Origin of the sequence: Paraburkholderia sp. CI3 (assembly GCF_050436505.1) — a bacterium.
In the GTDB taxonomy this organism is placed as follows: Bacteria; Pseudomonadota; Gammaproteobacteria; order Burkholderiales; family Burkholderiaceae; genus Paraburkholderia; species Paraburkholderia tuberum.
Window position 1 is genome coordinate 1,208,899 of sequence record NZ_JBNDMI010000004.1, and the last position, 22,925, is coordinate 1,231,823.

Sequence of the window (22,925 nt, forward strand, 5' to 3'; positions counted from 1 at the left end):
TCTCTTTCTCTAGCCGAGCAGCAGCATGGCGAGCGGCAGCACCGGCAACAACGCGTCGATGCGATCGAGCACGCCGCCGTGCCCCGGCAACAGGCCGCTCGAGTCTTTGACGCCGGCCTGACGTTTCATCATCGATTCGAACAGGTCACCGACCACGCTGAAAACCACCAGCAGGGTCAGCGCGAGCACCGCGCGCAGCGCACCCAGTTGCGCCAGCAGCGCAGAATACAGGGTCGGCTCGAACGCGTGCAAAAAGATCGCCGCGGCCGCGACGATCATGACCAGCAGCCAGCCGCCGATCGCCCCCTCCCAGGTTTTACCCGGACTGATCGCTGGCGCCAGCTTGTGCTTGCCAAATGCCTTCCCGGAGAAGTATGCGCCGATATCGGCGAGCCATACCAATAGCAGCAGCGACAGCACGAACGGCACACCCTGCATGCGCGCGGCGACGAGAGCATGCCAGCACGCGATGAAACCGACGATTCCGGCAAGAAACAGAAACGCGCGCCACGCGCCCTGCGCGAGCACGGGCTTGCGCAGCAGCACGAATGGACCGGCGATCACCCAGAAAATCGCCGCCGCCTGGAAGAACGGCCGCGCAGGCTCGGTGCCGATGCCCACCCGCGTACTGGTGACGAGTCCGAGTGCCGCGACGAGCGCGTACAGCACCGGACCCGCGCCACCGAGCTTCAGCAGGCGCGCCCACTCCCACGCGGCGAACACGACGACGAAAGCGATCAGCGCGCCGAATGCGCCGACAGGCGCGAACAGCGTGACAGGCAGGAACACTGCCAGCAACACGATCGCCGTGATGACACGGGTCTTTAGCATGGAAGCGAATCGACGTTCTGCGATTGCGGCTCGAGCTGAGCACTGGTGCGGCCGAAGCGGCGTTCCCGCTCCGTGTACGAAGCGATGGCGTGACCGAGCGCGTCGGCGTCGAAATCCGGCCAGAACGTGTCGGTGAAATAGAACTCAGTGTAGGCAAGCTGCCACAGCAGGAAGTTGCTGACGCGGCGCTCGCCGCCGGTGCGGATGAACAGGTCCGGCTCGGGTGCGTAGGCCATCGACAGGTGCTCGGCGAACGCGTCCTCGTTGACCTCGACCGGCTTGCCCGCCGCCGCTTGCTCGACGAGCTTGCGGGTGGCCTGCATGATGTCCCAGCGCCCGCCGTAGTTCGCGGCGATGGTCAGCGTGAGACGGGTATTGCGCGCGGTCTTGGTTTCCGCGCGCTTGATCAGATCGCGGATCTTGTCGTCGAAACGCTCGAGATCGCCGACCACGCGCAAACGGATCCCGTTCGCGTGCAGCTTGCCGATCTCGCGCTCAAGCGCGGTGACGAACAGGCGCATCAGGAACGATACCTCTTCGTTCGGACGGCGCCAGTTCTCCGAGCTGAACGCGAACAGCGTCAGATATTCGACGCCCCGCCGCGCGCACGCCTCGACGGCCGCCCGCACCGCGTCGACGCCGCGCGTATGGCCCGCCACGCGGGGCAGACGCCGCTGCGTGGCCCAACGGCCGTTGCCATCCATGATGATCGCGATATGTCGCGGCACCGCGGCGACTTCAGGCACGCGCACGGTTGAGCTGGTATAGGTCATGGCCGTCGGGACAGTAATGCCAGTAAAGAAGTGGAAATCAGAAGGTGCTGAGCCGAACGGCGTCAGACCGTCATGATCTCGGCTTCTTTCGTTGTGACGAGCTTGTCGATTTCGGCGACGAACTTGTCCGTCAGCTTCTGGACGTCGTCACCGGCACGACGCTCGTCGTCTTCCGAGATTTCCTTGTCCTTGACGAGCTTCTTCAGTTGCTCGTTGGCGTCGCGGCGCAGGTTGCGCACGGCCACCTTGGCCGTTTCGGCTTCGCTGCGAACGACCTTGGTCAGCTCGCGGCGACGCTCTTCGGTCAACGCTGGCATCGGTACGCGGATCACATCGCCATGGGTAGCTGGGTTCAGACCGAGATCCGACTCGCGGATCGCCTTTTCGACGACCTGGACCATCTTCTTTTCCCACGGCTGCACGCCGATCGTGCGCGCGTCGATCAGCGTCAGGTTCGCGACCTGCGAAATCGGCACCGGCGAGCCATAGTAGTCGCACTGGATATGATCGAGCAGGCCCGTGTGCGCACGGCCCGTGCGGATCTTCGACAGGTCGTTCCTGAACGCGTCGATGGAGCGCTGCATCTTCTGTTCAGCGCCCTTCCTGATATCAGCCACAGACATTTTTAAACCTCCGAACCTTCAAAACGGTGCGAGCCGCCCGGCACGCGCGATGCGGCGGCCCGGGCTCGCGTCAAAGCCCACGTAATGTAAACGAAGTTTACACGTGGACGAGGGTGCCCTCGTCCTCGCCTAGCACGATGCGCTTGAGCGCACCGGGTTTGACGATCGAAAACACGCGGATCGGCAGCTTCTGGTCGCGGCACAGAGCGAAAGCCGTCGCGTCCATCACCTGCAGATTGCGGCCGATTGCCTCATCGAAGCTGATCGTGCTGTAGCGGGTCGCGCTCGAATCTTTCTTCGGATCGGCCGAATAGACGCCGTCCACCTTGGTCGCCTTCAGCACCACTTCCGCGCCGATTTCCGCGCCGCGCAATGCAGCGGCCGTGTCGGTCGTGAAGAACGGGTTGCCGGTGCCGGCCGCGAAGATCACGACCTTGCCTTCCTCGAGCTGGCGGATCGCGCGGGGCCGGATGTACGGCTCGACGACCTGGTCCATGCGCAGCGCCGATTGCACGCGCGCCTCGATGCCGGCGTGACGCATCGCGTCCTGCAGCGCCAGCGCGTTCATCATCGTGGCGAGCATACCCATGTAGTCGGCCGTTGCGCGGTCCATACCCGCCGCACCGCCCGCGACGCCGCGAAAAATATTGCCGCCGCCGATCACCACGGCCAGTTGCGTTCCGAGACGGACCACTTCGGCCACGTCCGCCACCATTCGTTCGATGGTTCCGCGATTGATGCCGAAGGCATCGTCGCCCATCAGAGCTTCACCGGAGAGTTTGAGCAGGACGCGTTTATAGGCAGTGGGCATAGGGGTATCCAGATCGCGCAGAACAGGGCAACAACAAGGGACTAATGTAGGGGTGAAATGCTGATTCGGGCAAGCACCGCCAAATTGGCGAACCCTGAGGTTCGCCAGCGGCGGCCGCGCGGCGAGGGTCAACTCGTGCGCGGTCTTGCGGCGCTGCCGACCGCGGCGAGGTCTTGCCTCGCCGCGGGTCCAAACGGTACGGCGGTGAAGCTTGGGTAACGCTTATTGTTGCTTTGCAGCAGCGACCTGGGCGGCCACTTCCGCTGCGAAGTCGTCCTGCTTCTTCTCGATGCCTTCGCCGACCACGAACAGCGCGAACTTCTGCACGCTCGAGTTGCCCGCCTTCAGCATCTGCTCGATCGTCTGCTTGTCGTTCTTCACGAACGTCTGGTTCAGCAGCGACACTTCCTTCAGGTACTTCTGCACGCTGCCGTCGACCATCTTCGCGACGATTTCAGCCGGCTTGCCCGATTCGGCGGCCTTCTGTTCAGCGATGCTGCGTTCCTTGGCGATCAGGTCCGCCGGCACGTCGTCCGACGACAGGGAAACCGGCTTCATCGCGGCGATGTGCATCGCCACGTCCTTGCCGACCTGTTCGTCCGCGCCGGTGTACTCGACCAGCACGCCGATGCGCGTGCCGTGCAGGTACGCCGCCAGCTTGTTCGCGGTGTCGAAGCGCACGAAACGGCGGATCGACAGGTTTTCGCCGATCTTGCCGACCAGCGCGAGGCGCACTGCGTCGACGGTTTGGCCGTCGAGCGGCAGGGCTGACAGCGCCGCGACGTCAGCCGGGTTTTGCGTCGCGACGAGTTCGGCGATCTTCTTCGAGAACGCGAGGAAGTCGTCGTTCTTCGAGACGAAGTCGGTTTCGCAGTTCAGCTCGACGAGCGAACCAGCGTTGCCGTTGATGAACGATGCGACGACGCCTTCGGCCGTCACGCGCGATGCCGCCTTGCTCGCCTTGTTGCCGAGCTTCACGCGCAGCAGTTCTTCAGCGCGCGCCAGATCGCCGTCGGCTTCCGTCAGCGCCTTCTTGCATTCCATCATCGGCGCGTCGGTCTTCGCGCGCAGTTCTGCAACCATGCTTGCGGTAATTGCCGCCATCATTTGCTCCTTGAGTTCTGTCTGTCACACGCCGCCCGCATTTCGATGCCGGCGGCAGGAATTCGTTTCAGCGTTTTCGCGCATTTTTTGCGAGCGACGCGCCTCGCGTCGCCTCGAGCACTCTGCCAGATGCCCGTTACAACAACTGTCATAGACGTCGCGACTTAAAAAAAGGGGGCCTGTAGAAAGCCCCCTTTTATGCCGGACCCTGGGCAGCCTTACGCTTCCGGGTTGACCTCGACGAACTCGTCGCCGTCGCCGCCACGCGCAGCCTGGACCACTTCGTTGACCGCGTTGGCACGGCCTTCGAGGATCGCATCGGCCACGCCAGCCGCGTACAGGGCGACGGCCTTGCTGGCGTCGTCGTTACCCGGGATCACGTAGTCCACACCTTCCGGCGAGTGGTTCGTATCGACCACGGCGATGACCGGAATGCCGAGCTTGTTTGCTTCGGTCACGGCAATCTTGTGGTAGCCGACGTCAACCACGAAGATCGCGTCCGGAATGCCGCCCATGTCCTTCACGCCGCCGATCGACTTCTGCAGCTTGGCCATTTCACGTTCGAACAGAAGCGCTTCCTTCTTGCTCATGCGCTCGGTTTCACCGGCTTCCAGCGCCGCTTCCATGTCCTTCAGGCGCTTGATCGAAACCTTCAGCGTCTTGAAGTTGGTCAGCATGCCACCGAGCCAGCGCGCGTTCACGAACGGCATACCAGCGCGCTGCGCTTCCTGGGCGATCGTGTCACGCGATTGACGCTTCGTACCGACGAACAGGATCGTGCCGCGGTTCGATGCCAGCTGACGCGCGTACTTCAGCGCGTCGTTGTACATCGGCAGCGTCTTTTCGAGGTTGATGATGTGAATCTTGTTGCGATGACCGAAAATGAAGGGGGCCATCTTCGGGTTCCAGAAGCGGGTCTGGTGACCGAAGTGGACACCTGCTTCCAGCATTTGACGCATCGTAACTGCCATGAAATTCTCCACGAGGGTTGGGTCTTAAACCGGCTGCCGTATCGGCCGCGCTCGCCTCTACCTCGGCTGGAACGCGACGACACCCTGGGTGCGCCGGCTTGCGAATTGGTTGCCTGACACGACTTTCTCTCACTCACGACACCCAACAACCGGAGTGCCGCGAGAAGCCGCTCCGCCCAGCTGCCATGCGCGAATTTGCGGACTCGCGAATAAAAGCGGACTAGGACCGACTTAGCCCGAGAGTATAGCACGCGACGACCGACTGACTCAACCGGCCCGACCACCGGCCGATGGTCCTACGCACGGGACCGCGCCGCCGGGCCCGAAGCCCGGCCTGGCGTCCTTTGGGCCGCCAATTTGCCGATTCTGGCGCTTTTCGCCCATTGCCGCCCGATCCTGCGCAACGACCCGGCCCCCACTGCTGTAAAATGCCTCGATTCCGCCACGCGCGGGGGCGTTAAGGATCGACCGGCATTCCGTGCCCGGCAGACGCCCCTCCGCCCGGCCACCGCAACACCCAGCAAGCCTTATCCAGCAAGGCTTCCGAGGAAACCATGGCTATCACCATCAAAAACGAAGACGATATCGCGAAGATGCGCGTCGCCTGCCGGCTCGCGAGCGAAGTGCTCGACTACATCACGCCGTTCGTCAAGGCCGGCGTCACCACTGGCGAGCTCGACCGTCTGTGTCACGAATACATGCTGAAGGACCAGGGCACGGTCCCCGCGCCGCTGAATTACCAGCCGCCCGGCTACCCGCCCTACCCGAAAGCCACCTGCATTTCTGTCAACGACGTGATCTGCCACGGCATTCCGGGCGACAGGGCGCTCAAAACCGGCGACGCGCTGAACATCGACATCACCGTGATCAAGGACGGCTATTTCGGCGACACGAGCCGCATGTTCATCGTCGGCGAAGGGTCGATCATGGCAAAGCGCCTCGTGCAAGCCACTTTCGAATGCATGTGGCTCGGCATCGACCAGGTGCGACCCGGCGCGCATCTCGGCGACATCGGCTATGCGATCCAGAAGCACGCCGAAGGCCTCGGCTACAGCGTGGTGCGCGAATATTGCGGACACGGCATCGGCACCGTATTCCACGAAGATCCGCAGATCCTGCACTACGGTCGCCCCGGCACCGGGTTCGAACTGCAGGCCGGTATGATCTTCACGATCGAGCCGATGATCAACGCCGGCCGCCGTGACATCCGCACGATGCCCGACCAGTGGACCGTCAAGACCAAGGACCGCAGCCTGTCCGCGCAGTGGGAGCACACGGTGCTCGTCACCGAGACCGGCTACGACGTGCTGACCGTGTCGGCCGGCACGCCCGCGCGTCCGCCCGTGGTCGCGGCCACGGCCTGACCGATTCCGACCACACCGCCTTCCTGCCAATGAGTAGCGTTCCAGCCGTCGCCCCCTCCCATGCCTCGTCGCTCAAGGCGGACTACAAAGTGGCCAAAGCCCAGTTGCTGGAACGCTTCCGAACGGCCACCAACGTCGACGCGTTGATGGCCGCCCTCGCGCGCGCCACGGACCATTCGCTGCGCGCCGCCTGGGACACCTGCGAGCTGCCTGACGACCTCGCGCTGGTCGCGGTTGGCGGCTATGGGCGCGGCGAACTCGCGCCGCACTCCGACATCGACATCCTGGTGCTGTTGCCCGACGCGCGGCTCGAGCATCTGGACGCGCGCATCGAGCGCTTCATCAGCCTCGCGTGGGATCTCGGGCTGGAACTCGGCAGCAGCGTGCGCAGCGTGTCGCAATGCATCGAGGAAGCGGCCAACGACGTCACGGTGCGTACCTCGCTGCTGGAAGCGCGCCGCATCACCGGCAGCACCGCACTGTTCGACGATTTCGCTCGGCGCTACCGTGCGGCGCTCGACCCGAAGGCGTTCTTCCAGGCGAAGGTGCTCGAAATGCGCCAGCGTCACGCGAAGTTTCAGGACACGCCCTACGCGCTCGAGCCGAACATCAAGGAAAGCCCGGGCGGGCTGCGCGACCTGCAGCTGATCCTGTGGATCACACAGGCGGCCGGCTTCGGCAGCAGCTGGCGCGAACTCGAAGCACGCGGACTCATCACCGAGCGCGAGGCGCGCGAGCTGCGCCACAACGAAGGCTTCCTGAAGTCGCTGCGTGCGCGGCTGCACGTGATCGCCGGGCGCCGCCAGGACATCCTGGTGTTCGACCTGCAGACGCCGGTCGCGGAAAGCTTCGGCCTCAAGCCGACCGCGACCAAGCGCGCGAGCGAGCAGCTGATGCGCCGCTACTACTGGGCCGCGAAAGCGGTCACGCAACTCGCGACGATCCTGATCCAGAACATCGAGGCGCAGCTGTTTCCGAGCACGAGCGGCATCACGCGCGTGCTGTCGGATCGCTTCGTCGAAAAACAGGGCATGCTCGAAATCGCCTCCGACGACGTGTTCCAGCGCGAGCCGAAGGCGATCCTCGAGGCGTTCCTGCTATACGAGCGCACCCCCGGCGTGAAGGGACTGTCGGCGCGCACGCTGCGCGCGATCTACAACGCCCGCGACGTGATGGATCAGCACTGGCGGCGCGATCCGGAAAATCGCCGGCTCTTCATGGAAATCCTGAAGCAGCCGGCCGGCATCACGCATGCGTTCCGGTTGATGAACCAGACGAGCGTGCTCGGGCGTTATCTGCTGAATTTCCGGCGCATCGTCGGGCAGATGCAGCACGACCTGTACCACGTGTTCACGGTCGATCAGCACATCCTGATGGTGCTGCGCAATCTGCGCCGCTTCGCGGTCGCCGAGCATGCGCACGAATACCCGTTCTGCAGCCAGTTGATCGTCAACTTCGACCGGCCGTGGGTGCTGTACGTGGCCGCGCTGTTTCATGACATCGCGAAGGGCCGCGGCGGCGATCATTCCACGCTGGGCATGGCCGACGCACGGCGCTTCTGCCGCCAGCACGGCATCGAAGGCGAGGATGGCGAGCTGGCCGTGTGGCTCGTGCAGCAGCATCTGACGATGAGCCAGGTCGCGCAGAAGCAGGACACGAGCGACCCTGAAGTGATCAAGCGCTTCGCCGAGCTGGTCGGCACCGAGCGCCGCCTGACCGCGCTCTATCTGCTGACCGTCGCCGACATCCGCGGCACCAGCCCGAAGGTCTGGAACACGTGGAAAGGCAAGCTGCTCGAAGACCTCTACCGCACCACGCTCGCCGTGCTTGGCGGTGCCCAGCCGGACGAGCATTCCGAGCTGAAGTCGCGCCAGGAAGAGGCGCTCGCGCTGCTGCGTCTCGAAACCGTGCCGGAAGGCGCGCAACGGGCGCTGTGGGACAAGCTGGACGTCGGCTATTTCCTGCGCCACGACGCGGCGGACATCGCGTGGCAGACGCGCGTGCTGTACCGCCACGTCGAAACGCCGACGCCGCTCGTACGCGCGCGGCCGTCGCCGATCGGCGAGGCGCTGCAGGTGCTCGTCTACGTGAAGGACCAGCCCGATCTGTTCGCGGGCATCTGCGCGTATTTCGACCGCAACGGCCTGTCGGTGCTCGATGCACGCGTCAGCACGACGCGCCACGGCTACGCGCTCGACAACTTCCTCGTCGCGCACACCGAAGAGGACGTGCACTATCGCGACATCGCCAATCTGGTCGAGCAGGAGCTGACCGCGCGCCTCGCGGGCCACGGCACCTTGCTGCCGGGACCGTCGAAGGGCCGGCTGTCACGGCTGTCGCGCACCTTCCCCATTACGCCGCGCGTCGACCTGCGGGCCGATGAGCGCGGCCAATACTACATCCTGTCCGTGTCGGCGAACGACCGGCCGGGCCTTCTTTATTCGATCGCGCGCGTGCTGGCTGAGCACCGGGTCGGCGTCGCCTCGGCGCGGATCAATACGCTCGGCGAACGCGTCGAGGACGTGTTTCTGCTCGAAGGACACAGCCTGTCGGACAACCGCCTGCAAATTCAGGTCGAGACCGAACTACTGCGCGCGATCGCAGTGTGAGATTTCATGCGAATCAAATTAACAGCGAAGCATCCGCGGCCGGCGTCGTCCGAACGCGCCCCTGTCCGCCCCGGCAGCGCGTCGGCGCGTAAGCCGACCCGTCCAGCGCGGCCGAAGCCATTCGAGGCCGAGGCCGGCGCGAAGCGCGAAGGCGCGGCGTCGACGGGTGGTGGCGCGAAGCGGCCGGTCGGTGCGAAGCCGGCGGGCGCTGGTGCACGCGCGCCGCGTGCCGAAGGGTCGGGCGTGCGCGAACGGGGCGCGGCTGCCGCGGGCGCACCGCGCCGCTTCGAAGGTGCGGCTGAGCGAGGCGAGCGCGGAGAACGCGCGCCGCGTCGTCTCGAAGGCAGCGCTGAGCGTGGTGAACGCGGGCCTCGGCGCGATTTCGGCGAACGGACTGAACGCGCGCCGCGTCGTCTCGAAGGCAACGCTGAGCGTGGTGAACGCGGGCCTCGGCGCGATTTCGGCGAACGGACTGAACGCGCGCCGCGTCGTTTCGAAGGCAACGCTGAGCGTGGCGAACGCGCTCCTCGACGCGAATTCGGCGAACGGACTGAACGCGCGCCGCGTCGTTTCGAAGGCAACGCTGAGCGTGGTGAACGCGCTCCTCGACGCGAATTCGGCGAGCGTGGCGAACGCGCGCCGCGTCGTTTTGAAGGCAGCGCTGAGCGTGGCGAACGCGCTCCTCGGCGCGAATTCGGCGAGCGTGCAGAACGCGCACCCCGTCGTTTCGAGGGCAATGCGGAGCGCGGCGAGCGCGCACCGGGCCGCGACGCCGGCGAACGCCGTCCGTTCAGCGGTCCGCGTCCAGGCACAGGCAGGCCGTCGGAAGGCGGCGCGCGTGGCGATCGTCCGGTGCGCCGGGAGCGCGAGGCCGCCGACCGTCCGCGCTTCGGTAGCGATCGCGGTGAGCCGCAGGAGCGTCGCGGTGGCGATCGAGGTGCGCGCAGCGACAGCACCTCGCGCCGCTTCGAAAGCGAGCGTGGCGAGCGCAGCTTCGCGAAGCCCGCAAAAGGCGGCTACGGCGAACGCACCGAGCGTCGCGAGCGCCCTGCGCGCAGCTTCGACGACACGTTGCCGGCCGCGAACCGCCGCTTCGGCGACGACCGACCGGCCCGCGCCGCCAAGCCGCGAGCCTCGGCATCAGCAACCGCCCGCCCCGTCGACACCCCCGTCGACACCCCCATCGACACCCCGCACCCGCCCCGCCGCGATCGCGAAGACGCGCCGGGCATGCTGCGTCTGTCGAAGCTGATGTCCAAGCTCGGCCTGTGCTCGCGTCGCGAGGCCGACGAATGGATCGAGAAAGGCTGGGTCATGGTCGACGGCGAGCGCGTCGATACGCTCGGCACGAAGGTGTTCCCGGATCAGCGCATCGACATCGACCCGGCCGCCGAAGCCTTTCAGTCGAGCCAGGTGACCGTGATCGTTCACAAGCCGGTCGGGCTCGTGTCGGGCCAGGCGGAGGACGGCTATCAGCCGGCCATCACGCTCGTCACGCCGGAGAATCGCTGGGAAGGCGACCGTTCGGGGATCTCCTTCTCGGCGTCGCATCTGCGCCAGCTCGCGCCGGCCGGGCGTCTCGACATCGATTCGACGGGCCTGCTCGTGCTGACGCAGGACGGCCGCATCGCGAAGCAACTGATCGGCGGTCACTCGGACGTGGACAAGGAGTATCTGGTGCGCGTCGCCTACGGCGATCACACGGTCGACGTCGAAAGCCATTTCCCGGCCGAAAAACTCGCGCTGCTGCGCCACGGCCTGTCGCTCGACGACGTCGCGCTGAAGCCCGCGCAGGTCAGCTGGCAGAACGGCGAGCAGCTGCGTTTCGTGCTGCGCGAAGGCAAGAAGCGTCAGATTCGCCGCATGTGCGAACTGGTCGGTCTCGAGGTGGTGGGCCTGAAGCGCGTGCGCATGGGCCAGGTGATGCTCGGCGCGCTGCCGCCGGGACAGTGGCGCTATCTGTCGGAAGACGAGTCGTTCTGAGGTCCGTCCAATGCGCCTCTTTGCTGAGAGCGGGCGCATCGGCACAACAAAAAACCCACGCACTTTGGCGTGGGTTTTTTGTTGGCGGCAGCTGTGTCAGTCGTCGCTATTCGTATCGAGATCCGGGAACAGGACCTCCGTAAAGCCGAACTTCGAGAAATCGGTAATCCGCATCGGATACAGCTTGCCGATCAGATGATCGCATTCGTGCTGCACAACCCGTGCGTGAAAACCCTCAGCGACCCGGTCGATCGGATTGCCGAACTGGTCGAAGCCGTGATAACGGATCATCGAAAACCGGCTCACCACGCCGCGCAGCCCCGGCACCGACAGACAACCTTCCCAGCTTTCTTCCATGTCCTGCGAGACCGGCGTGACGGTCGGGTTGATCAGCACCGTTTCGGGCACCGGCGGCGCGTCCGGATAGCGCTCGTTCGAACCGAAGCCGAAGATCACCACCTGCAGATCGACGCCGATCTGCGGCGCGGCGAGACCCGCGCCGTTCGCCGCGTGCATGGTCTCGAACATGTCTTCCACGAGCCGGTGCAGTTCGGGCGTGTCGAAGTGATCGACCGGCTCGGCGATTCGCAGCAGGCGCGGATCGCCCATCTTCAGAATGTCGTGAATCATCAGTGCCCCTCCAGGAGCTTGCGCATACCATCTTCGTCGAGTACGGGGATGCCGAGTTCCTCGGCCTTCGAAAGTTTGCTGCCCGCGTCGGCCCCCGCCACCACGTAACTGGTTTTCTTCGATACCGACCCCGCCACCTTCGCGCCGGCCGCCTCGAGCATTTCCTTCGCGTCCTCGCGCGACAGGTTTGGCAGCGTACCGGTCAGCACGACCGTCTGCCCGGCCAGCACGCCCTGCGGCGCCTTCGGCGCTGGCGACCCCTCGGGCCACGTGACCTTGCCCGGCGCGCGCAGCTGTTCGATCACCGTGCGGTTGTGGTCCTCGGCGAAGAACTGGTGGATCGATTCGGCGACGACCGGCCCCACGTCGTTGACTTCGAGCAGTTCCTCCAGCGACGCATCCATGATCGGATCGAGCGAGCCGAAGTGCTTCGCGAGATCCTTCGCGGTCGATTCGCCGACATGGCGAATCCCCAACGCGTAGATAAAGCGCGCGAGCGACGTGTGCCTGGCCTTGTCGAGCGAGTCGAGCAGGTTCTGCGCGGACTTTTCGGCGAAGCGGTCGAGTTCCGCGAGCGTCGTGAAGCCGAGATTGAACAGATCGGCCGGCGTGCGCACCAGGTTCTGTTCGACCAGTTGATCGATGATCTTCTCGCCTAGGCCGTCGATATCGAGCGCGCGCCGCTGCGCGAAGTGCCACAACGCCTGCTTGCGCTGCGCCGGACAGAAGAGCCCGCCCGTGCAGCGCGCGATCGCCTCGTCGGGCAGCCGCTCGATCGCCGAACCGCACACCGGGCACTGCGTCGGCATCACGAACTCGCGCGCGTCGGCCGGACGACGCTCGAGCAGCGCGCTGACCACCTCCGGAATCACGTCGCCGGCGCGCCGCACGATCACCGTGTCGCCGATGCGGATGTCCTTGCGGCGCACTTCATCCTCGTTGTGCAAGGTCGCGTTCGTGACCGTCGCGCCGCCGACGAACACCGGTTCCAGCCGCGCGACCGGCGTGATCGCGCCGGTGCGGCCGACCTGCACGTCGATCGCGACCAGCTTCGTCAGCGCTTCCTGCGCGGGGAATTTGTGCGCGAGCGCGAAGCGCGGCGCGCGCGACACGAAACCGAGCGCATCCTGCTCGTCGCGCCGGTTGACCTTATAGACCACGCCGTCGATGTCGTAGGGGAGCCTGTCGCGCTTCTCGCCGACCGCGTGGAAGAAGCCGAGCAGGCCTTCGGCGCCCTGCACGACCGCGCGCTCGCCATTGACCGGCAAGCCCATCTCCTTGTACCAGTCGAGCAGTTCGCTATGGGTGGCCGGCATCTCGATGCCTTCGAGCACGCCGATGCCATACGCGAAAAACGACAGCGGCCGCTGCGCGGTGATCTTCGAATCGAGCTGCCGCAAGCTGCCCGCCGCCGCGTTGCGCGGGTTCGCGAATTCGCGTTGTTCGGCGGTGCGCTGGCGTTCGTTCAGGCGCTCGAAATCGCGCTTGAACATTAGCACTTCGCCGCGCACGTCGAGCACGTGGGGCACGCGCTTACCCTTCAGCTTCAGCGGAATCGAGCGGATCGTGCGGACGTTTTCGGTGACGTTCTCGCCGGTTGTGCCGTCACCGCGCGTGGAGGCCTGCACGAACACGCCGTCGGCGTAGCGCAGCGAGATCGCGAGGCCGTCGAATTTCAGCTCGGCCGCGTAGTCGACGGGAACCGGCGGCACGCTCGCGTTGTTGCCGAGCGCGTCGCCGATGCGCTTGTCGAACGCGACGATGTCTTCGTCGGCGAAACCGTTGTTCAACGACAGCATCGGCAGATCGTGCACGACCGGCTCGAAACCGCTCGCGGCCTCGCCGCCGACGCGCTGCGTCGGCGAATCCGGCACGATCAGATCGGGATGCTCGGCCTCGATGCGCTCCAGCTCCTTGAACAGCTTGTCGTACTCGGCGTCCGGCAGGTCCGGTTGATCGAGCACGTAATACGCGTAGTTCGCGCGTTCGAGTTCCGCGCGCAACCACACGGCCCGCTCGGCCGGAGCGCTGGTTGCGGAAGGAGGGACGGAGGATCGGGCCATGCTGTCGGAAGCTTCTCGAGAAGAAAGTCGGACATCGGATTATCGCAGGAAGCGTGCCCCTTTACATCGCTGAATCGGGGCGGGCCGCGCTGCGACGCAAGCCGGAAACGACGACGGCCGCACATCGTGCGGCCGTCGTCAAAACGCGTAGAACACTGCAAAAGGCTTACTGGCTGAACAGGCGCCGCGTGGCCGGCGAACCCGCCGGAATACCCGCCTGTTCGAGCTTCGCGTACAGTGTCATCAACTGTTTTTCGATCGCGAGCAGCGCGCTTTCCGGCAGCGGCCGGCGACCGTCGTCGACCACGCGTCCGCCGATGCGCTCGGCCAGCGACTTCGCGTAATCGCACATCAGCCGGAACGGCAGGATGTCTTCGTCGGCGACCGGCACGTCGAGCACCAGCGTGATCATCTCGCCGCCTTTGTACGTGAGGTCGTCGCGCAGGAAGTTGGTGTCGCCGAACTGCAGCATGAACACCGGGCTTTGCCGCGAGTCGAGCTTGACGAAGCGCGTGCCGTCGCGCGACAGCAGCAGACCGTCCTGCGATGCGACCGCCTGCACGTAGTTGGCCGACCACGGCGCGCCGTCCGACAGCACGTTGATCGACAACTGCGCGTCGCACTGGGCGGCAAAGCCGTCGAGCTCGCGCGCCATCGCGACGGTTTCGAGCATGTCGGGGAACTCCGGCGCCGCGTCGAGCGCATCGGCGAACTGCTGTACGCCGGTCACGAACTCGGAAAATTCGAGCTCGTTCAGCGCGCCGCTACGGTTCGCGAGCTGCGCGGCCGCGCGCAGCTCTTCATAGCGCGTGCCGTTCTGCAGCAGCTCCCACGCGCCGCCGCCTTCGGGTTTGCCTTCGATGTGCACGGGCTTGCTGCCCGCCCGACGCAAGCGCTGCGCGAGCGGAAGCACCTTGTCGCCGGCCACGGGGCCGTTCAGCCGGATCGGCACGATACAGTCGATGCGTCGATCGACGATCGCAGGCGGCGCCGACGAAATCGTCGTGGCGGCCGGCAGGATCGGTTCGACCCGCTCGTGCCCGGCGGACGCGGGCTGGGCCGCGGGCGCTTCGGCCGTGGGCCGCTTCGCGTGCGCGCCCGGCGCCGCCGCATGTTCGCCTTCGCCCACGGTATCGGCGTCCGCCGATGGATAACCGTTCGGCGACGTCATCTCGGCCTGGATATCGGCCGGTGTATCGAGCGGTGCGGCGCCCGCGCCGAACGTCGGCTCGACGCGCGCCGCGCTCGGGTCCGCGGCCGCCTCGGCGCTCACGCTCGGCTCGCGCCGCGTGGTCGGCCGGGCCGGCTCGATGAACGGGCTCTGCTCCTCATGCTCGTCCCGCGCAAAGCTCTCGGCGGTGTCGGCCGGCATCGGCCGCGGCATTTTGCGGCGCACCTTCGCGCCCTGCCACGCGTTGTACACGACCACGCCCCCCACCACCACGGCACCCGCGCCGATCAAACCGAGTGTCAACTCGTCCATGCATGCTCCATCAGCAATTCTTCTATCCGCGTGGGCCTGTCGTCCGCTCCACGTACCGCGCGGCGCTCATCGAGGCCGCTGCGCTGGATGCGGATGCCCGCGAAGGCGTTAACTCAAACGATATTCTGGGCGAAACCCGCCGCCGTTTCCATGTCGACCGCGACGATCCGCGAGACGCCCTGCTCCTGCATCGTCACGCCGATCAGCTGCTGCGCCATCTCCATCGCGATCTTGTTGTGCGAAATGAACAGGAACTGGGTTTTGTCGGACATCGCCCGTACCAGATTCGCGAAACGCTCGGTGTTGGCGTCGTCGAGCGGCGCGTCCACTTCGTCGAGCAGACAGAACGGCGCCGGATTCAGCTGGAACATCGCGAACACGAGCGCGGTCGCGGTCAGCGCTTTCTCGCCGCCCGACAGCAGGTGAATCGTCGAATTCTTCTTGCCCGGCGGCTGAGCCATCACCTGGACGCCGGCGTCGAGAATTTCGTCGCCGGTCATGATCAGCTTCGCCTGGCCGCCGCCAAAGAGACGCGGGAACAGCTCGCCGAAATGACGGTTCACTTCGTCGAACGTGCTTTGCAGCAGCGTGCGCGTTTCGGCGTCGATCTTGCGGATCGCGTCTTCGAGCGTTTCGATCGCGCTCGTCAGGTCGGCCGACTGCGAATCGAGGAAGCTTTTGCGCTCGGTCGCGGCCTTCAGCTCGTCGAGCGCGGCCATGTTGACCGGCCCGAGCGCGGTGATCGCGTTGTTGATGCGCGTGACTTCGCCCTGCAGGTACGACGGCTTCATGTCCGCCGTCAGCTTGGCTTGCAGTTCGGCTTCATCGACACCGGCCGCGGCCAGCTGCTCGACGAACTGCTCGCCGCTGATGCGCGCGGCCTGCTCCTTCAACTGCAATTCATTGATGCGGTCGCGCAGCGGCTGCAGGGCGCGCTCGGCGGTGAGGCGCGTTTCGTCGGCCGAGCGCAGCTTCGCGGTCAGGTCGTCGAGCTCGACGCGCGCGGCGCGCAGCGCCTCTTCTTTCACGGCGCGGATGTCGAGCGCGTCCTGCAGCCCGGTGTGCGCGGTCTGCTCGTTGATCGTTTCCAGTTCGGCGCGCGCGTCTTCGAGCGCGCCCGCGACGCGCTCGCTCTGCTCGTGCGCGACCTGGATGCTGCGCTTCAATTCGTCGATGCGGTTCGCCATGTTGCGCGCGGCGAAGCGCGCGTCGGTAGCGGCGCGGTCGAGCTCGCGTGCTTCGCCGCGGGCGGTCGTCAGTTCTTCGTCGAGTGCTTCGAACGCGAGCTGGTGGTCTTCGAAGCGCGCCTGCAGTTCGGCGAGCTCGCCGTCGTGACGCTCGAAGTTCGCTTCCGACTCGGCGCGCAGCGCCCGCTGCTCGTCGATCTGCGCGGCGATTTCTTCGAGTTCCTCGCGAATCTGCGTGCTGCGCTGCGTGTAGCGTTCGTGTGCCTGGGTGAGCCTCAGCACGTCCATCTGCAACGCGTGCACCCGCTGCGTCGCGCGTTCGGCCTGCTGGCGCAGCTCGGCGAGCGCCTGCGCGGCTTGCGTGTGCGCGGCTTCGGCGCGGATCGCGGCGGCCTTCGCCTCGTCGGCGAGCAATGCCTGTGCGCGCACCTGGCGGCCGAGGTTTTCGATTTCCTGCTGACGCGCGAGCATGCCGGCCTGTTCGGAATCGGCCGCATACAGCTGGACGCCGACGCGCGTGACCACGTGCCCCGCCTTGACGACGAACGCGCCGCCCTCGGGCAGCTGCGTGCGCATCGAAAGCGCCTGCTGCAGATCGTCGGCGACGAACGCGAGGCCCAGCCAGTCGGTCAGCACCGCGCGAATACCCGCGTCCTCGATGCGCACGAGCGACAGCAGCGAGCGCAGCGCGCCCGCCGCCGGGGCAGGCTGACCAGCCGCGGGCGGCGCGTAGAACGCGAGCTTGGCCGGTGGCGCGTCGGTTGCGAACGCCTTGACCCAGTCGAGATTCGACACTTCGAGCGCGGCGAGGCGCTCGCGCAGCACCGCTTCGAGTGCGGTTTCCCAACCGGCCTCGACATGCAGCTTCTTCCACAGACGCGGCAGGCTGCCCAGCTCGTGCTTGTCGAGCCACGGCTGGATCTTGCCTTCGGTCTGCACGTTTTCCTGCAACTGCCTGAGCGCGGCGAGGCGCGCGTCGAGCTGATGGATCTGCGCGCTTTCGGCCTGCACGCGCTCCTGCGCGGCGCGGCGTTCACCGTCGAGCCGCGGCAGTGTTTCCTGCGCGTCGGCGAGGCGGGCCTGCGCGTCGTGAAGGATTTCCTCGTGCTCGGCGAGCTGCATACGCAATTCCTCGAGCTGCGCCTCGTCGGGCGCGTCGAGGCCACCCTCTTCCGATTTCAGCCGCTCATGGCGCTGCTGCAGCTGCTGCAACTGCTGATCGGCATTGCGCTGATGCGCGGCTTCGAGCTTCAGCGCCTGCTCGGTCTGCGCGATGCCGCCGCGCTCGGTGTTCAGCTCCGCCTGAGCGTCGCGCCAGCGCGCTTCGAGGGCGGGCAGCGCATCGTGCTTCGCGGCGGCGTCCTCTTCGGCGAGCACGGCCTTTTCTTCAGCGACGGCCAGTTGCTCTTCAGCGTCGGCAATATCGTCCTGCGCCTTGCCGGCCTGCGATTGCCACTGCTCGCGCTGCGCGGTCAGCGCGGCGATCTGCGCCTGCGCGCGGTTGCGCGATTCGACGATGAAGCGGATCTCGGCTTCCAGCCGGCTCACTTCCGCGTTCGCCTCGTACAGCGCGCCCTGCGCGCCCTGCATCGCGTCGCTCGCCGAATAGTGCGCGACGCGCAGCGTTTCGAGTTCCGCCTCGACTTCGCGCAGCTTCGCGGTTTGCGCCTCGAGGTCGATCTGCGCCTGCTCGATCGCGCGTTGCTGGCGCTGCTGCTCGCCGGCCGCCTCGTTCTTGCGCAGCAACCACAGCAGACGCTGCTTTTCCTCGCCGTCGCTTTGCAGCTCGCGATAACGGGTCGCGACGACCGCCTGCCCCTCGAGCTTCTCGAGATTCGTGCCGAGCTCGCGGACGATGTCCTCGACGCGCGTCAGGTTCTCGCGCGTGTCGTGCAGACGGTTCTCGGTCTCGCGGCGGCGCTCCTTGTACTTCGACACGCCGGCGGCTTCTTCGAGGAACACGCGCAGCTCTTCGGGCTTCGCCTCGATCAGCCGCGAGATCATGCCCTGCCCGATGATCGCGTACGCACGCGGCCCGAGGCCGGTGCCGAGGAAGATGTCCTGGATGTCGCGGCGCCGCGCCGGCAGATTGTTGATGTAGTAGCTCGACGTGCCGTCGCGCGTCAGCACGCGCTTCACGGCGATCTCCGCATACTGGCCCCACTGGCCGGCGGCGCGGCCGTCCGCGTTGTCGAACACGAGTTCGACGCTCGCGCGGCTGCCGGGCTTGCGGGCGGTCGAGCCGTTGAAGATCACGTCCTGCATCGACTCGCCGCGCAATTCAGAGGCGCGCGATTCGCCGAGCACCCAGCGCACGGCGTCGATGATGTTGGATTTGCCGCACCCGTTCGGACCGACCACGCCAACCAACTGGCCTGGGACCTGGAAATGCGTGGGATCGACGAAGGATTTGAAACCAGCGAGTTTGATCGAGGTGAGCCGCACGGCGATTTCGCTGTTTGAAAAGAGAGAGTGATAGGTGGCTCGCGAGGTTGCGCCAGTCGTTCACCGCCGCAGCGGGACGGCCCCGCGCAACCTCGCGAGCCTTCGCAATTTGGATGCCGGCTGCATGCGCTCATGCATATCTGAGGCACACACAGGTACGCATGCGCCGGCTAATGAGGGGGAATCATACCATCGCGCGTGGACGATTCTTACCGCCCTTTCGGCGGTCGTCACTGTCGCCGTCAGGGCCGGGTTCGTCACCGCGGTGGTCACCGCGTTTGCTACCGCATTGACCACCGCGTCCATCGCCGCCGCCGGGCCCGTCCGTGCCCCCGATGGCGGGATCGGGCGGCGCCAATTTCGTCCGATGCACCCAGCTCGACAAGGCCGACGCGAGCACGATGCACGCGCCGCCGGCCCATTCGCGCGGGCCCGGTACTTCGCCGGCGAACAGCCACGCCGACAGCGCCGTCACGACGAGTTCGAACAGCATGATGATCGACGCGCGATTGGCCGGCACGCGCGAGAGCCCGTATTGCACGAGCATGTTGTTCGACGCGAGCAGCAGACCGAGACCGAGCACCAGCAGCGCCGCCGTGCCCAGCTGCGCGCCGACGGGCGGCGCGGGCATCGGCTCGAACAGCGACGCGAGCGCGCCGAACAGCGCCGCGCCGCCGAAGATCACCGCGGTGCGCATTTCGGGCTTCATGTCCGGCAGCACGCGGCTCGTCTTCAGGATCAGCACGTTGCTCATCGCGAAGCCCATGCCGCCGGCGAGCCCGGCCCATTCGGCGGGATTGCCGGGCACCGGAATGCCGAGACGCGGCGACCATAGCATCGTCATCGCGCCCGCGAGCGACAGCGCGGCCAGCGCCGCGCCCGACCACGTGAGCCGCTCGTGCAGGATGAAATGCGCGAACAGCGCGGTCCACGCGGGCGTCAGATAGAACAGCAGCAGCACGCGCATCACCTGACCGTGGATCGCGCCCCACACGAAGCCGAGATTCGTGACGCCCGCGGCGAGCGCAAGCGCCGGCAGCAGCCAGTGCCACCGCACGGTCTTCAGCGCGCCATTCCGCACGAGCAGCACGAACAGGCAGCCGGTGCCGCTCGTGAGCGCGCTCGCGGCGGTGCCGGTCACCCCGAGCGCTGCCAGCATCCGCAGCGGATACCAGACCATCCCCCAGACCGACGCGCCCAGCATGATCGCGAGCGTCGGCCAGCCGTTGCGAAGCCAGCTGGTCATGGGGCGGGACTCCGACGGGCGTCGTGGGCGGGTCGTATGAGGGTCCAGCCGGCCGTCTCCTGAACTGCTGCGTACATTGCTGCTCCTGCGTATTCTTTTACGCGAACCGTGGCGGATTCGCGCCGTTCCCGCCGCGGCGCCCCGGTGCGCCGCCTCGCGGATTGCTCCCGCGCCGCGCGCCAGGCTCCCGCCCGGTCCGCGGGCGCGCCACGCTATAATCGCCCGTTCGCCGCCGCCCGCCGGCGCGCGTGCCCGGTTGTCCCGCCATTCGTCCGCGTCCATCCCGATCAGGCCATTTCGTCCGTGAATCCGCTACTCGACTCCCTTCAGCCCTATCCGTTCGAAAAGCTGCGCCTGCTTTTCAAGGACGTCACGCCGCCGGCCGGCCTTGCGCACATCAGCTTCGGCATCGGCGAGCCGAAACATCCAACCCCGCCGCTGATCCGCGACGCCGTCATCGATTCGCTCGGCGGCCTCGCCGCGTATCCGGCCACGCTCGGCTCGGCGCCGCTGCGCGAGTCGATCGCGAAATGGGTCACGCAACGCTACGACCTGCCGCCGCTCGATCCGCTGACCGAGGTGCTGCCGGTGGCGGGCTCGCGCGAGGCGCTGTTCGCGCTCGCGCAGACGGTGCTCAATCCGCGCCGCGATGCTGACGGCGAGCCTGCGATCGTACTCTGTCCGAACCCGTTCTACCAAATCTACGAAGGCGCGGCGCTGCTCGGCGGCGCGCAGCCGTACTTCGTCAACAGCGACCCGGCGCGCAACTTCGCGTGCGACTACTCGGCGGTGCCCGCCGACGTGTGGGCCCGCACGCAACTGCTGTACGTCTGCTCGCCGGGCAACCCGACCGGCGCCGTGCTCACGCTCGACGACTGGCGCGAGCTGTTCGCGCTATCGGACCGCTACGGCTTCGTGATCGCGTCGGACGAGTGCTACTCGGAAATCTATTTCGACGAGTCGAAGCCGCCGCTCGGCGGACTGGAAGCGGCGCACAAGCTCGGACGCGGCTTCGAGCGCCTCGTGATGCTGTCGAGCCTGTCGAAGCGCTCGAACGTGCCGGGCATGCGCTCGGGCTTCGTCGCCGGCGACGCCGCAATTCTCAAGGCATTCCTGCTGTACCGCACGTACCACGGCACGGCGCTGTCGACCGTGTTCCAAAGCGCGAGCGTGGTCGCGTGGAGCGACGAGACGCACGTGCGCGAGAACCGCGCCAGGTACCTGCGGAAGTTCACGACGGTCACGCCGATGCTCGCCGACGTGCTCGACGTGCGGCTGCCCGACGCCGCGTTCTACCTGTGGGCCAACGTCGAGCGCACCGGCCTCACGGACACCGAGTTCGCCCAGCGCCTCTACGCCGACTATAATGTGACGGTTCTGCCGGGCTCGTTCCTCGCGCGCACCGCGCACGGCGTGAACCCCGGCCGCAATTTCGTGCGCCTCGCGCTCGTCGCCGACGTCGACGAATGCACGGCGGGCGCGCAGCGGATCGTCGAATTCTGCCGCTCGCTCAGTGTCAACTGAGTGCAGCCTGAGCCTCGCTTGAGCTACACGGCATGCCCTTCTTCAGACTTCAACCCTTCAGATAATCACGCCTATGTCGCAACAACTTCAGAGCATCATCGATACCGCCTGGGACAACCGCGCCGAACTGTCGCCGAAAGCCGCGCCGGCAGAAGTGCGCGAAGCCGTCGCCCATGCGATCGAGCAACTCGATAAGGGCGCGCTGCGCGTCGCCGAAAAGAAGGACGGCGACTGGGTCGTCAACCAGTGGCTGAAGAAGGCCGTGCTGCTGTCGTTCCGTCTGGAAGACAACGCGCCGATGCCGGCCGGCGGCTACAGCCAGTTCTACGACAAGGTGCCGTCGAAGTTCGCGAACTACACCGCTGAAGACTTCGCCGCCGGCGGCTTCCGCGTGGTGCCGCCCGCGATCGCGCGCCGCGGCTCGTTCATCGCGAAGAACGTCGTGCTGATGCCGTCGTACACCAACATCGGCGCGTACGTCGACGAAGGCACGATGGTCGACACGTGGGCCACCGTCGGCTCGTGCGCGCAGATCGGCAAGAACGTGCACCTGTCGGGCGGCGTCGGCATCGGCGGCGTGCTGGAGCCGCTGCAGGCGAACCCGGTCATCATCGAAGACAACTGCTTCATCGGCGCGCGCTCGGAAGTCGTCGAAGGCGTGATCGTCGAGGAAAACTCGGTGATCTCGATGGGCGTGTACCTCGGCCAGAGCACCAGGATTTACGACCGCGAAACCGGCGCAGTCACGTACGGCCGCATCCCGGCGGGATCGGTCGTGGTGGCGGGCAACCTGCCGTCGAAGGACGGCACGCACAGCCTGTACTGCGCGGTCATCGTCAAGAAGGTCGACGCGAAGACGCGCGCGAAGGTCGGCCTGAACGAGTTGCTGCGAGGCGATTGATGGCGCGCGGCACCAAAACCGTCGTCTACGGCATTCCGAACTGCGACACCGTGAAGAAGGCCCGTGTGTGGCTCGAAGAGCACGGCGTCGAGTTCGAGTTCCACGATTTCAAGAAGGCCGGCGTGACCGAGCCGCTCGTGCAGGACTGGCTCAAGGACGTCAAGCTCGATGCATTGCTGAACCGCCGCGGCACGACGTGGCGCGCGCTGTCCGACGACATGAAGGCGGCCGCGGAAACGCAGCCGGGCGCGATCGCGCTGATGATCCACAAGCCGTCGGTAATCAAGCGGCCGGTGCTGGTCGTGAACGGGCGGGTGAAGTCGCTCGGCTTTTCGGCGGACGAGTACGCGGCGCTGTTTGTCTGAGCGCGGCGCTGA

17 protein-coding genes are annotated in these 22,925 nt (G+C 66.3%); 6 read left to right on the forward strand and 11 right to left on the reverse strand.

The genetic code is table 11. From position 1 onward, the window contains the following. Positions 1 to 9: 9 nt before the first annotated feature. The 6 genes from OKW29_RS26945 to rpsB all read right to left on the reverse strand — a co-directional run bounded on the left by OKW29_RS26945 (position 10) and on the right by rpsB (position 5,113). Positions 10 to 831, reverse strand: coding sequence for a phosphatidate cytidylyltransferase (locus OKW29_RS26945; protein ID WP_429293260.1), 822 nt, complete (start codon positions 829 to 831; stop codon positions 10 to 12). Continuing rightward, positions 825 to 1,604 (reverse strand): polyprenyl diphosphate synthase, encoded by a 780-nt coding sequence (gene uppS / locus OKW29_RS26950; protein WP_184022637.1) that lies wholly within the window; start codon positions 1,602 to 1,604, stop codon positions 825 to 827. Before uppS ends, OKW29_RS26945 begins: the two co-directional genes overlap by 7 nt. A 62-nt stretch (positions 1,605 to 1,666) precedes the next feature. Then, on the reverse strand, positions 1,667 to 2,227 hold the full coding sequence (frr, locus tag OKW29_RS26955) for a ribosome recycling factor (RefSeq protein WP_090800586.1): 561 nt from the start codon (positions 2,225 to 2,227) through the stop codon (positions 1,667 to 1,669). Positions 2,228 to 2,324: 97 nt separating this feature from the next. Further along, complete coding sequence (pyrH, locus tag OKW29_RS26960) at positions 2,325 to 3,038, reverse strand: UMP kinase (RefSeq protein WP_090800588.1); 714 nt, start codon at positions 3,036 to 3,038, stop codon at positions 2,325 to 2,327. A 222-nt stretch (positions 3,039 to 3,260) separates the two neighbouring features. Further along, positions 3,261 to 4,142 carry a translation elongation factor Ts gene (tsf, locus tag OKW29_RS26965; RefSeq protein ID WP_184066181.1) on the reverse strand — a complete coding sequence of 294 codons (882 nt, stop codon included), beginning with the start codon at positions 4,140 to 4,142 and terminating at the stop codon, positions 3,261 to 3,263. Positions 4,143 to 4,360: 218 nt separating this feature from the next. Continuing rightward, positions 4,361 to 5,113 (reverse strand): 30S ribosomal protein S2, encoded by a 753-nt coding sequence (gene rpsB / locus OKW29_RS26970; RefSeq protein WP_013089705.1) that lies wholly within the window; start codon positions 5,111 to 5,113, stop codon positions 4,361 to 4,363. 554 nt (positions 5,114 to 5,667) lie between these two features. On the opposite strand from rpsB, the gene map reads away from it, so the two are divergent. The 3 genes from map to OKW29_RS26985 are packed head-to-tail and all read left to right on the forward strand — an operon-like array spanning position 5,668 to position 11,069. Continuing rightward, entirely contained in the window at positions 5,668 to 6,477 is an 810-nt protein-coding gene (gene map, locus OKW29_RS26975; protein ID WP_429293261.1) for a type I methionyl aminopeptidase, read from the forward strand. A 29-nt stretch (positions 6,478 to 6,506) separates the two neighbouring features. Beyond that, the gene (locus OKW29_RS26980) at positions 6,507 to 9,086 is read left to right on the forward strand and encodes a [protein-PII] uridylyltransferase (RefSeq protein WP_429293262.1); all 2,580 of its coding nucleotides are present in this window, start codon (positions 6,507 to 6,509) and stop codon (positions 9,084 to 9,086) included. Between the two features lie 6 nt (positions 9,087 to 9,092). Continuing rightward, the gene (locus tag OKW29_RS26985; protein ID WP_429293263.1) at positions 9,093 to 11,069 is read left to right on the forward strand and encodes a pseudouridine synthase; all 1,977 of its coding nucleotides are present in this window, start codon (positions 9,093 to 9,095) and stop codon (positions 11,067 to 11,069) included. A 96-nt stretch (positions 11,070 to 11,165) separates the two neighbouring features. Here OKW29_RS26985 and def read toward each other — a convergent pair whose 3' ends face one another. The 5 genes from def to OKW29_RS27010 form a co-directional block, all read right to left on the reverse strand. Next, on the reverse strand, positions 11,166 to 11,699 hold the full coding sequence (def, locus tag OKW29_RS26990; protein WP_090800596.1) for a peptide deformylase: 534 nt from the start codon (positions 11,697 to 11,699) through the stop codon (positions 11,166 to 11,168). Continuing rightward, a complete protein-coding gene (ligA, locus tag OKW29_RS26995; protein WP_429293264.1) occupies positions 11,699 to 13,762 on the reverse strand; it encodes an NAD-dependent DNA ligase LigA in 2,064 nt (687 codons plus the stop codon). Before ligA ends, def begins: the two co-directional genes overlap by 1 nt. A 166-nt stretch (positions 13,763 to 13,928) precedes the next feature. Continuing rightward, positions 13,929 to 15,245 (reverse strand): cell division protein ZipA C-terminal FtsZ-binding domain-containing protein, encoded by a 1,317-nt coding sequence (locus OKW29_RS27000; protein ID WP_184066197.1) that lies wholly within the window; start codon positions 15,243 to 15,245, stop codon positions 13,929 to 13,931. 113 nt (positions 15,246 to 15,358) lie between these two features. After that, positions 15,359 to 18,877: a chromosome segregation protein SMC gene (smc, locus tag OKW29_RS27005; protein WP_429293265.1), complete on the reverse strand. Its 3,519-nt coding sequence runs from the start codon at positions 18,875 to 18,877 to the stop codon at positions 15,359 to 15,361. A 184-nt stretch (positions 18,878 to 19,061) separates the two neighbouring features. Beyond that, positions 19,062 to 20,123, reverse strand: a complete 1,062-nt coding sequence (locus OKW29_RS27010) for a DMT family transporter (RefSeq protein WP_429293266.1) — start codon at positions 20,121 to 20,123, stop codon at positions 19,062 to 19,064. A gap of 303 nt (positions 20,124 to 20,426) precedes the next feature. On the opposite strand from OKW29_RS27010, the gene dapC reads away from it, so the two are divergent. The 3 genes from dapC (at position 20,427) to OKW29_RS27025 (ending at position 22,913) form a co-directional block, all read left to right on the forward strand. After that, positions 20,427 to 21,647: a succinyldiaminopimelate transaminase gene (gene dapC, locus OKW29_RS27015; RefSeq protein ID WP_429293267.1), complete on the forward strand. Its 1,221-nt coding sequence runs from the start codon at positions 20,427 to 20,429 to the stop codon at positions 21,645 to 21,647. A gap of 73 nt (positions 21,648 to 21,720) precedes the next feature. Next, positions 21,721 to 22,548 (forward strand): 2,3,4,5-tetrahydropyridine-2,6-dicarboxylate N-succinyltransferase, encoded by an 828-nt coding sequence (gene dapD / locus OKW29_RS27020; RefSeq protein ID WP_184066209.1) that lies wholly within the window; start codon positions 21,721 to 21,723, stop codon positions 22,546 to 22,548. Continuing rightward, the gene (locus tag OKW29_RS27025; protein WP_018417635.1) at positions 22,548 to 22,913 is read left to right on the forward strand and encodes an ArsC family reductase; all 366 of its coding nucleotides are present in this window, start codon (positions 22,548 to 22,550) and stop codon (positions 22,911 to 22,913) included. Before dapD ends, OKW29_RS27025 begins: the two co-directional genes overlap by 1 nt. The last annotated feature ends 12 nt before the right edge of the window (positions 22,914 to 22,925 follow it).

What these genes read in the sequence shown, in the direction of transcription:
- ligA (WP_429293264.1), bottom strand. Translation starts at nt 13,762, where the DNA reads ATGGCCCGATCCTCCGTCCCTCCTTCCGCAACCAGCGCTCCGGCCGAG.
- pyrH (WP_090800588.1), bottom strand. Translation starts at nt 3,038, where the DNA reads ATGCCCACTGCCTATAAACGCGTCCTGCTCAAACTCTCCGGTGAAGCT.
- dapD (WP_184066209.1), top strand. Translation starts at nt 21,721, where the DNA reads ATGTCGCAACAACTTCAGAGCATCATCGATACCGCCTGGGACAACCGC.
- OKW29_RS27025 (WP_018417635.1), top strand. Translation starts at nt 22,548, where the DNA reads ATGGCGCGCGGCACCAAAACCGTCGTCTACGGCATTCCGAACTGCGAC.
- uppS (WP_184022637.1), bottom strand. Translation starts at nt 1,604, where the DNA reads ATGACCTATACCAGCTCAACCGTGCGCGTGCCTGAAGTCGCCGCGGTG.
- OKW29_RS26980 (WP_429293262.1), top strand. Translation starts at nt 6,507, where the DNA reads ATGAGTAGCGTTCCAGCCGTCGCCCCCTCCCATGCCTCGTCGCTCAAG.
- map (WP_429293261.1), top strand. Translation starts at nt 5,668, where the DNA reads ATGGCTATCACCATCAAAAACGAAGACGATATCGCGAAGATGCGCGTC.
- OKW29_RS26985 (WP_429293263.1), top strand. Translation starts at nt 9,093, where the DNA reads ATGCGAATCAAATTAACAGCGAAGCATCCGCGGCCGGCGTCGTCCGAA.
- OKW29_RS27000 (WP_184066197.1), bottom strand. Translation starts at nt 15,245, where the DNA reads ATGGACGAGTTGACACTCGGTTTGATCGGCGCGGGTGCCGTGGTGGTG.
- OKW29_RS26945 (WP_429293260.1), bottom strand. Translation starts at nt 831, where the DNA reads ATGCTAAAGACCCGTGTCATCACGGCGATCGTGTTGCTGGCAGTGTTC.
- rpsB (WP_013089705.1), bottom strand. Translation starts at nt 5,113, where the DNA reads ATGGCAGTTACGATGCGTCAAATGCTGGAAGCAGGTGTCCACTTCGGT.
- def (WP_090800596.1), bottom strand. Translation starts at nt 11,699, where the DNA reads ATGATTCACGACATTCTGAAGATGGGCGATCCGCGCCTGCTGCGAATC.
- frr (WP_090800586.1), bottom strand. Translation starts at nt 2,227, where the DNA reads ATGTCTGTGGCTGATATCAGGAAGGGCGCTGAACAGAAGATGCAGCGC.
- tsf (WP_184066181.1), bottom strand. Translation starts at nt 4,142, where the DNA reads ATGGCGGCAATTACCGCAAGCATGGTTGCAGAACTGCGCGCGAAGACC.
- OKW29_RS27010 (WP_429293266.1), bottom strand. Translation starts at nt 20,123, where the DNA reads ATGACCAGCTGGCTTCGCAACGGCTGGCCGACGCTCGCGATCATGCTG.